This window comes from Streptomyces lomondensis (assembly GCF_014651035.1).
Lineage (GTDB): Bacteria > Actinomycetota > Actinomycetes > Streptomycetales > Streptomycetaceae > Streptomyces > Streptomyces lomondensis.
Map to the genome: position 1 here is coordinate 543756 of NZ_BMWC01000002.1, position 12775 is coordinate 556530.

Here is a 12775-nt window from a genome sequence, read left to right on the forward strand (position 1 = left end):
GAGCCGGTCACAGACCCGTGACTTCGGGCGGGGGCCTATCTCCCCTTTGTGGCGGTACGGGGCTCGACCGGCTAGGGGGTGGGGGTGGCCACGGGAGTGCTCGGAGAGGCGGGCCGGGTCGTGGGCGTGCCGGGTGCCGAACTCGTCGGCGCGGGACCGCCGTCCCCGTCGCCCTCCCCCATGAGCAGCGCCGCCGCGGACACCCCCGCCCCCGCCATCGCGGCGACCAGCAGCGCGGCCACGAGCACGCGCCGCGTGGGCTGCCGGAGGAACGGTTCCTCCTGCCGGTCCGGTCCGGGCGTGTCCTCCGGGGGCACGGGCGGCTGCCCCTCGGCCATGTCCTGCGGCGGTCCGAGGGGCCTGCGCGGTGCGTCCCGCACCGTCGGCGCGTACCCGGGCGGCGGTGACTGCGGCGTACGTCCCGTGTCGCGGAAGGCCCGCAGCATCCGCTCCGCCCGGTCCGCGTCCAGCCGCCGGTCCGGATCGCGTTCGAGCAGGCCGCGCACGACGGGCAGGAGCGGCCCGGCCTGCGCGGGCGGCTGGATGTCGCCGACGACCACCGCGTGCAGGATGCCGCCCAACGAGTCGCGGTGGAACGGCGACTCCCCGCTGAGGGCCGCGCACAGCAGCGCGCCCAGCGACCAGAGGTCGGACTCGGGCCCGGTCCTGACCCCGGACATCCGCTCGGGCGCGGTGTACTCGGGCGAGCCGACGAAGGAGCCGCTCTCGGTGAGCGTGGGGGCGCCCTGCACCTGGGCGATGCCGAAGTCGGTGAGGACGACCCGGTCGGTGCCGGCCTCCAGCAGCACGTTGTCCGGTTTGAGGTCGCGGTGCAGGACCCCGGACGCGTGCGCGGCACGCAGCGCGCCGAGCAGGGCGATGCCGATGCGCGCTGCCTCGTCGGCGTCGACCGGGCCCTGGCCGGCGAGCCGGTCGGCGAGCGAGCCGCCCTCGATCAACTCCATGACGATGTACGGGCGTTCGTCGTGCTCGACGACGTCGTGGACGACGATGATGTGTGGATGGCTCAGCTGGGCCACCGCCCGGGCCTCGCGCAGCGTACGGTCCCGCCGGCGGCGCGCGTCCGCCGCGGAGAGGGTCTCGTCGTAGGGGAGTTCCTTGACGGCCACGCCCCGGCCGAGCAGCTGGTCGGTCGCCCGCCAGACCACGCCCATGCCACCGCGCCCGAGCCTCTCCTCGAGCCGGTAACGGCCCGCGATGACACGCCTGTTGTGCCCCTCGGTCCCCATGCGGCCATCATGCCCCACCGGACGGAACCGCTCCGGGGCGCGACCTGCGGGTGGCCGAAACAGACGGCCCCCATGTCAGAAACCCCTCCGCGGTACCTCCGCGGTACCTCCGCGGTCCTGCGCGTCAGGAGGAGGTCTTTTCCTGCCAGCCCTGGAGCAGCGAGGTGAACTGCTTGCGCGCCGTCGCCCAGTCCGACGCGGGCGCGGACATGTAGAGCGCGTACTCGGTGCCGTCGCGGGCGACGTACGTCTCCTCGATGGCGCGGCGCGGGCCGGGGAACTTGGTGTCCTTCGCCTGCGCGGTCCAGGTGTACTCCCACAGCGCGCCGTTCCGGTCGCGGTAGACGTTGCGCTTCAGCGTGAGGCGCTTGTAGTCGACCAGCCGCTGGAGCTGCTGCTCCAGGTCGAGCTGGTGGGCGTACGGGTCGGCGAAGTCCGGGGAGGTGTCGACGGCTATCCGGACGAAGTGCCGGCCCCCGTCGGGCGTGTAGTCGATCTGCTTGAGCTCGCCCTGCGGGCCGTAGAGCTGGCGCTTCCAGCCCTTGGGCAGGTAGAGGCTGAAACCCGCGGGGTCGTCGCGGCGGGTCCAGCCGTCGGGCACCGAACCGCCGGGCACTTCCGTGCTCTTGGGCGTGGTCGAGCCGGATGCGGCGCCCGGCGTCTGCCGGTTGTCGTTCCACTGCTGGAGCGCCACGGCCGTGCCCCCGCCGATGATCGCCGCGAGCGCGACGACGAGGGCGAGCGTGCGCAGCCGGCCGCGCCGCCCCGAACCGGACTGCCGGGGCCCGGTCGCCGTCCGGCCGAGCATGGTGGGACGGCCCGTCGGAGTGCCTGCCGCGGGGGTACCGGCCGCGGGCGTCCCGGAAGCCGGGGTGCCGATGGCCGGGGTCCGGGCGAGCGGCGGGAGCGGCGTCCGGGTGTGCGACGCCGAGGGGGTGCCGACCGGACCCGTACCGGCCGGGCCTGTGCCGACCGAGCCCGTTCCGGCCGGGCCTGTCCCGCTGTGGGCCTCCTGGTACGGCCGCGTCCCCCCGTACTGCGTCGGCACATACGCCTGCGCCCCGCTCGGCCGCCGTCCCTCCGCCGCCTCGGCCAGCATCTGTTCGGCCTCGGAGGCGTCGGGCCGGGTGGCCGGATCCTTGCGTAGCAGGGCGGTGATGACGGGCGCGAGCGGCCCGGCGTGCCGGAACTCGGCGGCCTCCTCCTCGACCACCGCCTGCATGGTCGTCAGGGGCGTGGTGCGGCGGAACGGCGACCGGCCCTCCACGGCCGTGTAGAGCGTCGCGCCGAGGGCCCACAGGTCGGAGGACGGGCCGGGGTCGTGGCCGCGCACGCGCTCGGGAGCGAGGTAGTCGACCGAGCCGACGACCTCGCCGGTGCGCGTGATGGTGGTGTCGCCCTCGATCTGGGCGATGCCGAAGTCGGTGAGCAGGACGCGTCCGTCGCGGCCGAGGAGGACGTTGCCCGGCTTGACGTCGCGGTGCAGGACGCCGGCGGTGTGCGCGGCGCGCAGGGCCCGCAGCACCCAGAGGCCGATGCGCGCCGCCTCGCGCGGCTCGACACGCCCCTCCTCCTTGACCGCGTCGGCCAACGAGCGGCCCTCGACCAGCTCCATCACGATCCACGGGCGGCCGTCGTGCTCCAGCACGTCATGCACGGTGACGACCGCGGTGTGGCTGATCCGCGCGGCGGCCCTGGCCTCCGCCCGCGTCCGCGCCAGCAGGATGGCCTGCTCGCTCTCGGAGACGTAGAGGGCGGCCGTCAACTCCTTGATGGCCACGGACCGGTGCAGCACCTCGTCATGCGCACGCCATACTCGGCCCATGCCGCCACTGCCGATGGAGTCGGCCAGCCGGTAGCGGCCCGCGACGAGCAGGCCCTGCATCTGATTCACGTTGCCCCGCAATGGTCTTGACAGGGTCAGCGTAAGGACCCGCCCTTGCCCAGGGAACAAGCGGGGTGCCACGGTGACCGCACTGTGACGGTTGTCGCCGTCCGGGACAGGAGGGAGCCGGGAGGTGAACTCCAGCGTACGGCAGCCAGGTCAGAAGATCATTTCGTCGCCCGGTACGTCGCCGCCGCCTGCTCGAACAGCCGTGTCACCTCGTCCCGCTCCGCCTCCGGGCCGCGCACCTGGACCACGTGGTACCGCCCGTCGACCAGCATCGCGAGATTGCGCACATACAGCTCGCCCCCGTCCTCGCCGGTCCAGGTGAACTGCCCCTCGGCCATGGTCCGCCCGCCCACCTCGATCGTCTTCAGGCCGGTGGAGGTGGCCCAGCTGGAGTCGCGGTACGGCTGCAACTCGCGCTCGACTTCTCGCTGGTAGGCCATCGGGTCACTGCCGTACTCCGACGCGCTGTCCCGGCCCGGTACGACGATGAGCTCGAAGTCGCCCTTGGAGTAGACGACCTGCCCGCTGCCGTTGCGCGGGGTGCGCTCCCAGCCCTGGGCCACGGCGACCTGGAAGCCGGCCGAGTCCTTGCGCAGGGTGAAGCCGTCGGCGACCTCGGGGCCGGTGGTCTGCGTCTCGCTGGAACCGGCCGACGCCGACGGGCTCTTCTCCGGCTCGGGCGACGTCTGGTCGGTCCGGGGCTCGCTGCTGGCATCCGGCTCGGGGACTTGGCTCACCTCACCGGCGGCACCGGTGCGGTCCGCGCCCTGCGCGCCGCCGGCGTCCGACTTGGGCATGAAGAGCACGGCATAGGCGACCGCGGCGGCCATCGCGAGCAGGACCAGCAGGAGCAGGGTGCGCCCGAGGCGGTGCGGCGACCGGGACTCCTTGGCCCGCTTGTGCCGCCCGTGGTGCGCGGGCAGCCCGGCCCGCCGCCGGCGCACCAGCTCGCCCCGGCGGCGTACGACGGGCAGCCGGCTGGCGTCGGCGGGCGGGGCCGGGACCACGTGCACCCCGGCCTCCGGCTCCGGCGCCGAGCGCACCAGCGAGCGCAGCCAGCCGCGCAGCTCCTCGAAGTCCAGGCGCTCGGTGGGGTCCTGCCGCAGCAGCGACTCCACGACCGGCCGGAGCGGCCCGCACTCCTCGGCGTACGCGGGCGGTTCCGCGCACACCATCTGCACCAGCTCGGCCGTCGACTCCTCCGGGTAGGGCGCATGCCCCTGTACGGCCCTGAAGAGCAGCGCGCCGAGCGCCCACAGGTCGGTCGCGGGGCCGATCGGCGCGGCCAGCTGCCAGTTCTCGTGGACGGGTCCGGCCTGCTCCGGCGCCCAGCGCTCGGTCACGGGCCCGACGACCGCCATGCGCGCCTGCCGGGCCCGCTCGGCGGCCAGGGCCGTGGCCGGACCGCGCCGGGGTGCGGGGGTGTGGGCGACCAGGTCGTCCCACCGCGTGGCCGCGGAGGTGTCGGAGGCCGGGGGGAGAGCCGCTTGCTCCTGGCCCTGCGGCGCGGGCGCCTCGCCGGTTCCGCCGCGGGGCGTGGCGCCGTGCCAGGCGGTCGTCCGGGGGGTGCCGCCCACGCCGTAGGGGTCGGCTATCCGCCCCGGCGGGGCCGCACCGGGCGCCGCGCCCTGCCCGGGGATGTACGGCGACTGCGCCGAGCCGTTGCCGTCCGGGGCAGGGCGGGCACCGGGCAGCGCCGCCCGGCCGTTCTGCTGCGTCTCCTGGACCCGGGCGGCGGCCCGGGCGCCCGCCCGGTAGGCGGCGATCGCCCCGGCGCGCGCGGCCCGCGGGTCCTCGCTGTCGTCCACGCTCCGCCGCGCCGGCACGGCCGGGCCCCCGCCCGTGTCGGCTCCGGTCGCCGGCAGGCCCCTGGCCTCCCGCGCCTCTATGGCGGCCCGCCGCGCGGCCTCGGGATCACCCGCGCCACCGGGCCCACCGACGCCGGGCGGGCCGCCCACGCCATTGACCGGCCCGGCGGAACCACCGGCCTGCCCCGGACCACCCGCCTGGCCCGGCCCCTGTTCGGACTCCTCGAAGGCCGGAGGCGGAACCGGGTCGTACCCGCACAGCGCCTCCTCCGCCGCGCCCACCGCCAGACCGGTCAGCATCACCCGGCCGTCGTCGCAGACGAGCACCGTCCGCGCGGTGATGTTCCGGTGCACCCAGCCATGGGCGTGCAGCACCCGCAGCGCCATCAGGACATCGGAGGCCACCTCGGCCGCCCGGTACGGCGTCAGCGGCTTCTCGGCGAGCAGCGCCGCCAGCGGACGCGCGGCCACCAGCTCACTGACGATCCACAGCGAACCGCCCTCGGCGAACACGTCGAAGACCTGGTCGAGCCGGGGATGGTCGGGGATGGCCGCTGCGGACTGCGCGGCCTCGACCGCGCGTCGCACGACCGGATCCGTGGGCCGCCGGGTGCCCGGCCGCACGCCGGGCCGCCGCGCGCCGCCCTCTCGTGCCGTGAAGCCGTCGGGCAGCCCCTCCGCGTCGAGGACCTCCGCCTCGACCACCTCGGGCAACGGCACCTGCCTGACCAGGACTTCCTGTCCGCTGTAGGTGTCGAAGGCCCGGGTCTCGGTGAGTTCGTACTCGTCGGACGGCGGCAGCGGCAGGCGGTAGCGGTCGGCGAGTACCCGTCCCGCATAGTCGTCCACGTTGCCTCCCCCGGCAGCCTGGTCGGTCACATCCGTTCGCCCCACGGTCCGTTCCGGCTGCGCACGGTCCGCAAACATTTACGATACGTGCCGCAGGCAACTCACATCGTGGGGATGCCAGATCTCACTCCCCAAACCCGGGGCCGCTCATGCTCAGGACTTGGGTTCGAAGGTCTTCGTCAGCGTCCGCCAAGTCCCCTTGCGCGGCTCGCCGTTCCAGTCGGCCGCCTTCGCCGTGTACATCAGCGCGTACCCCTGCCGGTCGTCGACGACGAATCCGCGGTCGATGGTCCGGTACTTGGTGCCGCTCTCCACGTAGGTGAACTCCCAGTCGGCCGTGTTCCAGCCGCGGTAGTCCACCTGCTCTATTCGGATCCTCTTGTACTGGGCGCGCTTCATGTAGCGCTCCTGGCTCTTCCAGTCCGCCACCGGGTCGCCCTTGGGCGTGGACGTCCAGGCGATGAGCAGCTTCTGCCCGTCGGGCCCGGTGAACCGGTCGCCCGCCGCACTCGTGGAGCGGTACTTCCACCCCTTCGGCAGCCCGATCGAGTACCCCTGGTTCCCCTGATGGGTCGACACCTGCGAGGTGCCCTCACCGTCAGAGCCGTCCGACCCCGCGCGGGCGCCGGACGAGCCGCTCGGCGTGCTGTTCGAGGAGGCGGCCCCCGAGGACGCGGGACGGGTCGCCGTACCGTCCGTCCGCGTGCCACCCGTCTCGTCGCCCTTGGTGTCGGCGCTGTCCGACGCGGTGGCGACGGTCTTGCCGCCACTCCCGCCGGCCGCTCCCTTCGAGCCCTTGTCGTCCCCGCTGAGCGCTATGGCCAGCACGGTGCCGATCACGGCGAGCGCCACGACCACCGCGATGATCATCAGGGTCCGCCGCGGCACCACGTCGGTGAGCGGCGCCCTCGGTACGGGCCGGGGCGGCAGGTCCGGCGGCGTCATCACGGGCCACCCCGAACTCCCGCCGCCCGACTGGGGCTTGGCGCCCTGCGTACCCGGCGGCGGCACCACGGGCCACCCGGAACTCCCGCCGCTCGACTTGGCCTTGGCGCCCTGCGCACCCCGCTCACCGGCCCCGGCCGCCGCCCCCGACGCCACCGCCGAACCCGGCTTCGCCTTCGACGCACTCACGGTCCCGCTCCGGCCCGCCTTGCCGTCCGAGCCGGAAGAGGCCGTGCCCGCCTCGGACTCGGTGGAGGCGGCGGCCGTCCCCGCCGCGGCCTTGCGCACGGAACGCAGCGCCCCGCGCAACCGCTCCCCGGCCTCCTCGCCCCGCTTGCCCCCGGAACCCGCCGAGCCCTTCTTGCCCGACGGGCCGTCCGGCTGCGCCGGCAGCGGCACGACCTTCGTCGCGTCCAGCGGCTCCGGCTCGGACACCTCGGGCGCGCGGATGACCGCGTTCAGCAGCGCCCGGGCACCCGCGTCGTCGAGCCGCTTGGCCGGGTCCTTGGTGAGCAGCCCGTGGATGACGTCCTTCAGCGGGCCCGCGTTCTTCGGCTCCTCCAGCGGCTCGGTCATCACGGCCGTGAGGGTCGCTATGGCCGACCCCTTGTCGTACGGCGGCGAGCCCTCCACCGCCGCGTACAGCAGCCCGCCGAGCGACCACAGGTCGGCCGCCGGACCCGGCTTGTGCCCGCGCGCCCGCTCCGGGGAGATGTAGGAGGGCGCGCCGACGAGCATGCCGGTCGAGGTGATGGACGGGTCGCCCTCGACCTGGGCGATGCCGAAGTCGGTGAGCACGACCCGGCCGTCCTCGGCGATCAGCACGTTGGACGGCTTCACGTCGCGGTGCAGGATGCCCTCGCGGTGCGCGGAGCGCAGCACGTCCAGGACGGCGAGCCCGACCTCGGCGGCGCGCTTCGGTTCGAGGAGGCCGTCCTCCCGGATGACCTCGGCGAGCGACTTGCCCTCGACGAGCTCCATCACGATCCAGGGCCGGTCGTCCTCCTGGACCACGTCGAAGACCGTCACCGCGCTGTTGTTGCGGATCCGCGCGATCGCCTTGGCCTCGCGCAGCGTCCGCGTGATCAGCCGCCGCTTCTCGTCCTCGTCGATGTTCGACGGGAATCGCAGCTCCTTGACGGCGACCGTCCGGCCGAGGGTCTCGTCCTGGGCCCGCCAGACCGTGCCCATGCCCCCGCGGCCGAGCACTTCGCCCAGCCGGTAACGCCCCGCGAGGAGACGCTCCCTGTTGTCCTGACGAGTGTCCTGACGAGATGTGCCCGCCCGCTCCGCCTCCGACATGCGTCCCCTCATACAACCCGCCCTGACAGAGCCTCCATTGTCTCTCACCCGACAAGTGCCCAGCGCCCAGGGGCCCCCTGGCGAACGCCCGCGGGCCCGGCCCCCTCCGACCCGGCTGCGGCCCACCACGCACTGCCTTGCATGATGGGCCCTGACCAGGGAGGAGCCCGTATGCCGCCGCTTCGGACCTTGCTGGTGCTGACTGTGTCCCTCGCCCTCCTCGTGCTGCCCCCGGCCGACTCGTCGGCCCTCTCGGCGCCGCCCACGGACACCGTGCTGCCGCTGCTGGTGACCCGGGGCAGAGCCCCCGCCGCGGCCCTGCTGGCCCAGGAGGGAGCCACCACCCACTACGCCCACGCCGGGCGGGGAATCGCCCGGTCGGACCATTTCCGCGCCGGCAGCATCACGAAGACGTTCATCGCCACGGTCGTGCTGCAACTGGCCGCCGAGCACCGGCTGGCGCTGTCCGACACCGTGGAGCAGCACCTGCCCGGCCTGGTGCGGGGAGCGGGCAACGACGGCCGCGCGCTGACCCTGCGTTCCCTGCTCACCCACACCAGCGGCCTGTACGACTTCACCGCGGCCACCGGCGGCACCACGCCCGTCACACCCCGTCAGGCCCTGCGCATCGCACTCACCCACCCTCCGGCCGCACGCGGCCGCTTCTCCTACTCGAACACCAACTACGTCCTGCTCGGCCTGGTCATCGAGCAGGTCACCGGCCACTCGTACGCCGCCGAGGCCGAGCGCCGCATCATCACTCCCCTGCGCCTGACGGGCACCTCCTTCCCCGGATCCCGCTCCTCGCTGCCCTCTCCGCACGGCCACGCCTACGCCGCCGACGGAACCGACGTCACCGATCTCGACCCGCGGGTGGCCGGCGCCGCGGGCGAGTTGGTGACCACGCTCGCCGACCTGGACCGCTTCTACGCGGCCCTGCTCGGCGGCCGGCTGCTGCCCCCGCACTGGCTGCGCGAAATGCTCGACACCCGTGCCGCACACGGCGCGTACGGCATGGGGCTGTTTCCCGAGAGGCTTCCGTGCGGCACCACGGTGTGGGGGCACAAGGGCACATAGCCGGCAGCTATGTGCGCAGCGCGGCCACCGTCGACGGCCGGCGTGTCCTCACCTTCCGCGTGAACACGGACGCGATCGCGGATCCCGGCCTGGAACCCGCGGTGCTCACGGCCGAGTTCTGCCCCCGCACCTCGTAGAACGACCGGGTTCCGAACGAAGATCCCGGTCCCCGACACTCGTTCGGGTGATGTCGGGAGCGTCGCCCGGTTCGCGGGAACAGCCGCCTACAACGGCACGATGTCCGGCGCCCCCAGCCGCGCCGCGTCCGCCGTCAGGTCGTCCGGCTGCCGCTGGGACTCCCGCTCGGCCTCCACCCGCTTCTCGTAGTGCTGCACCTCGCGCTCGATCTGGTCCTTGTCCCAGCCGAGCACCGGCGCCATCAGCTCGGCGGCGTCCCGCGCGCTGCGCGTGCCCCGGTCGAAGGTCTCGATGGAGATGCGCGTCCGCCGGGTCAGCACGTCGTCCAGATGCCGCGCCCCCTCGTGCGAGGCCGCGTACACGATCTCGGCGCGCAGGTAGTCGTCGGCCGCCGGCAGGGGCTCGCCCAGGGACGGGTCCTCGGCGATGAGGTCGAGAAGTTCCTCGGCCATCGCCCCGTACCGGTTCAGCAGGTGCTCCACCCGCACCACATGGAGTCCGGTCCGGGCGGCGATCCGCGCCCGCGCGTTCCACAGCGCCCGGTAGCCCTCGGCGCCCAGCAGCGGCACGTCCTCGGTGACGCACTCGGCGACCCGCATGTCGAGGCCGTGCACCGCCGCGTCCACGGCGTCCTTGGCCATGACCCGGTAGGTGGTGTACTTGCCGCCCGCCACGACGACCAGCCCGGGCACCGGATGCGCCACGGTGTGCTCGCGCGACAGCTTGCTGGTGGCTTCCGACTCGCCCGCGAGCAGGGGCCGCAGGCCCGCGTACACACCCTGGACGTCGTCCCTGGTGAGCGGCACCGCGAGGACCGAGTTCACATGCTCCAGGAGGTAGTCGATGTCCGCGCTGGACGCGGCCGGGTGGGCCTTGTCGAGGTCCCAGTCGGTGTCCGTGGTGCCGACGATCCAGTGCCGGCCCCAGGGGATGACGAACAGCACGGACTTCTCCGTGCGCAGGATCAGCCCGGTCGTGGAGTGGATCCGGTCGCGCGGCACGACCAGATGGATGCCCTTGGACGCCCGGACGTGGAACTGGCCGCGCTCGCCGACCATCGCCTGCGTGTCGTCCGTCCACACGCCGGTGGCGTTGACGACCTGCTTGGCGCGGATCTCGTACTCGCCGCCGCCCTCGACGTCCTGCACCTTCGCGCCGACGACCCGCTCTCCCTCGCGCAGGAAGCCCGTGACCCGCGCACGGTTGGCGGCTTTCGCGCCGTAGGCCACCGCCGTGCGCACCAGCGTCGCCACGTACCGGGCGTCGTCCATCTGGGCGTCGTAGTACTGCAACGCACCGACCAGCGCGTCCTTCTTCAGACAGGGGGCCACCCGCAGGGCGTGATTGCGCGTCAGGTGACGGTGCATCGGCAGCCCCCGGCCGTGGCCCCGGGCCATGGACATGGCGTCGTACATCGCGACGCCCGACCCGGCGTACAGCCGCTCCCAGCCCTTGTGCTGCAACGGGTACAGGAACGGCACCGGCTTCACCAGATGCGGGGCGAGCCGCTCCAGCAGCAGGCCGCGCTCCTTCAGGGCCTCGCGGACGAGCGCGAAGTCGAGCATCTCCAGATAGCGCAGCCCGCCGTGGATCAGCTTGCTGGACCGGCTGGAGGTACCGGACGCCCAGTCGCGCGCCTCGACCAGGCCCGTGGACAGGCCTCTGGTCACGGCGTCGAGCGCGGTGCCCGCACCGACCACGCCTGCGCCCACGACCAGCACGTCCAGCTCGCGCTCGGCCATCGCTGCGAGTGACTCGGCGCGCTGCGCCGGTCCGAGTGTCGCTGTCCTCACCGCTGCCTCCCGCTCTTCGGTCGTGCCGACCGCACCCGTCGGGCGCAGCCCCGTCCGTTCCCCCCTGCCCAAATTCTGACCGGGTTGCCCGACTTCAGCCACCACGGGCCATGAGCCTGTGGACAACGCGCACGGAACACTCACCGAAACTCGGCCGAGCAATCCCGCATATCGGTCATATTTACTCCTAGTCTGACATTGCGCTCGCCCGTCCTGTCCACAGGGCTTGCGCACCTGTCCCACTTCGGCTATCGGGAAGGACGGCCACGCCATGCCCGCAGATCTCGCCGTCATCGGACTCGGCCCGTACGGCCTGCCCCTGGCCCAGGCCGCCGTCGCCGCCGGCGTCCCCACCATCGGCTACCGGACCGGCCCCGAGGCCGGCTCCCTCAGCCCCGCCGAACTGCGCCGGATGCTCTCGGGGGGCTTCCGGCCGACCACCGACCCGGCCGAGCTGGGCCGTGTGCGCACGGCGGTCCTCTGCGCGCCGACCCCGCCGGGTGCGGACGGCGGGCTCGACCTGGGCCAGCTGGAGGCCGCCGCCCGCACCCTGGCCGCCCATCTGCGCCCCCACACCACCGTGATCCTTGAGTCACCTGTGTACCCGGGGACGACAGAGGAATTCCTCCGTCCGCTCCTCGAAGAGGGCTCCGGCCTGCGCGCGGGCCGCGACTTCCACCTCGCGTACTCCCCCAGCCGTGTCGACCCCGGCAACCGTGACGTCACGCCCGCCACCACCCCCAAGGTCATCGGCGGTCTCACCCCGGCCTGCACTGAGTCGGCCGCCGCCTTCTACGGACGGCTGACCGACAAGGTGGTACGCGCGCGTGGACCCCGCGAGGCGGAGACCGTGCAGCTGCTGGAGACCAACTACCGGCATGTGAACATCGCCCTCGTCAACGAGATGGCGGTCCTCTGCCACGATCTCGGCGTCGACCTGTGGGACGTCATCCGCTGCGCGGAGACCAAGCCGTTCGGCTTCCAGGCCTTCCGCCCGGGCCCGGGCGTGGGCGGGCACTCGGTCCCCCAGGACCTGACCGCCCACGGCGGCCGCGGCCTGCGCATGGTGGAGCTGGCGCAGCAGGTCAACAGCCGCATGCCCGGCTACGTCGTCCAGCGCGCCGCCACGCTCCTCAACGAACACGGCAAATCGGCCCGAGGCGCACGCGTGCTGCTCCTCGGCGTCACCTACAAGCCCGACCTCGCCGACCTCCAGGGCACCCCGGCCCAGGAGATCGCCCTGCGCCTGATGGAACTGGGCGCCTCGGTCAGCTACCACGACCCCCACGTCCCCGCCTGGAGCGTCCTCGACCGCCCGATCCCCCGCGCGGACTCCCTCTACGAGGCGGCGGCCGACGCGGACCTGACCATCCTGCTCCAGCAGCACCGCACGTACGACCTCCAGGGCCTGTCGGTGAAGGCCCAGCTCCTGCTGGACACGCGGGGGGCAGCGCCGATGGGGGCGGCGCATCGGTTGTGAAAGGGGGCGTGCGGGGTGCATGAAGCCTGAGGACTGGTGGCATGCGGCGCACGGCGCGGGTACCTTACGGAAACAAGGTGGAGCCCACCGCAGGGGGTACTGCGGCAGGTTCCTGGATGGATCACGGAGTGTCCGCCCCTAGTTCTCGTGGGGGCGGACGCTCACCATCCGAAACAAGGTGGAGCCCACCGCAGTGGTCGCTGCGGCAGGCTCCTGGATGGATCACGGAGTGTCCGCCC

Annotated in this window: 6 protein-coding genes and 1 pseudogene; 2 read left to right on the forward strand and 5 right to left on the reverse strand. The window is 73.5% G+C overall.

All coding sequences use genetic code 11. The features are described 5' to 3' along the window. Positions 1 to 71 precede the first annotated feature (71 nt). The 4 genes from IE255_RS09845 to IE255_RS09860 all read right to left on the reverse strand — a co-directional run bounded on the left by IE255_RS09845 (position 72) and on the right by IE255_RS09860 (position 8048). Complete coding sequence (locus tag IE255_RS09845; RefSeq protein WP_190049807.1) at positions 72 to 1250, reverse strand: serine/threonine-protein kinase; 1179 nt, start codon at positions 1248 to 1250, stop codon at positions 72 to 74. Positions 1251 to 1374: 124 nt separating this feature from the next. After that, positions 1375 to 3135, reverse strand: coding sequence for a serine/threonine-protein kinase (locus IE255_RS09850; protein ID WP_190049808.1), 1761 nt, complete (start codon positions 3133 to 3135; stop codon positions 1375 to 1377). A gap of 167 nt (positions 3136 to 3302) precedes the next feature. Beyond that, complete coding sequence (locus IE255_RS09855) at positions 3303 to 5801, reverse strand: serine/threonine kinase C-terminal domain-containing protein (RefSeq protein ID WP_229906338.1); 2499 nt, start codon at positions 5799 to 5801, stop codon at positions 3303 to 3305. Between the two features lie 153 nt (positions 5802 to 5954). Continuing rightward, positions 5955 to 8048: a serine/threonine-protein kinase gene (locus tag IE255_RS09860; RefSeq protein WP_190049810.1), complete on the reverse strand. Its 2094-nt coding sequence runs from the start codon at positions 8046 to 8048 to the stop codon at positions 5955 to 5957. Positions 8049 to 8219: 171 nt separating this feature from the next. On the opposite strand from IE255_RS09860, the pseudogene IE255_RS09865 reads away from it, so the two are divergent. Continuing rightward, positions 8220 to 9262, forward strand: a pseudogene (locus tag IE255_RS09865) (serine hydrolase domain-containing protein). Positions 9263 to 9349: 87 nt separating this feature from the next. Here IE255_RS09865 and IE255_RS09870 read toward each other — a convergent pair. After that, positions 9350 to 11056 carry a glycerol-3-phosphate dehydrogenase/oxidase gene (locus IE255_RS09870; protein ID WP_190049811.1) on the reverse strand — a complete coding sequence of 569 codons (1707 nt, stop codon included), beginning with the start codon at positions 11054 to 11056 and terminating at the stop codon, positions 9350 to 9352. Positions 11057 to 11327: 271 nt separating this feature from the next. On the opposite strand from IE255_RS09870, the gene IE255_RS09875 reads away from it, so the two are divergent. After that, positions 11328 to 12536: a nucleotide sugar dehydrogenase gene (locus tag IE255_RS09875; protein ID WP_190049812.1), complete on the forward strand. Its 1209-nt coding sequence runs from the start codon at positions 11328 to 11330 to the stop codon at positions 12534 to 12536. The last annotated feature ends 239 nt before the right edge of the window (positions 12537 to 12775 follow it).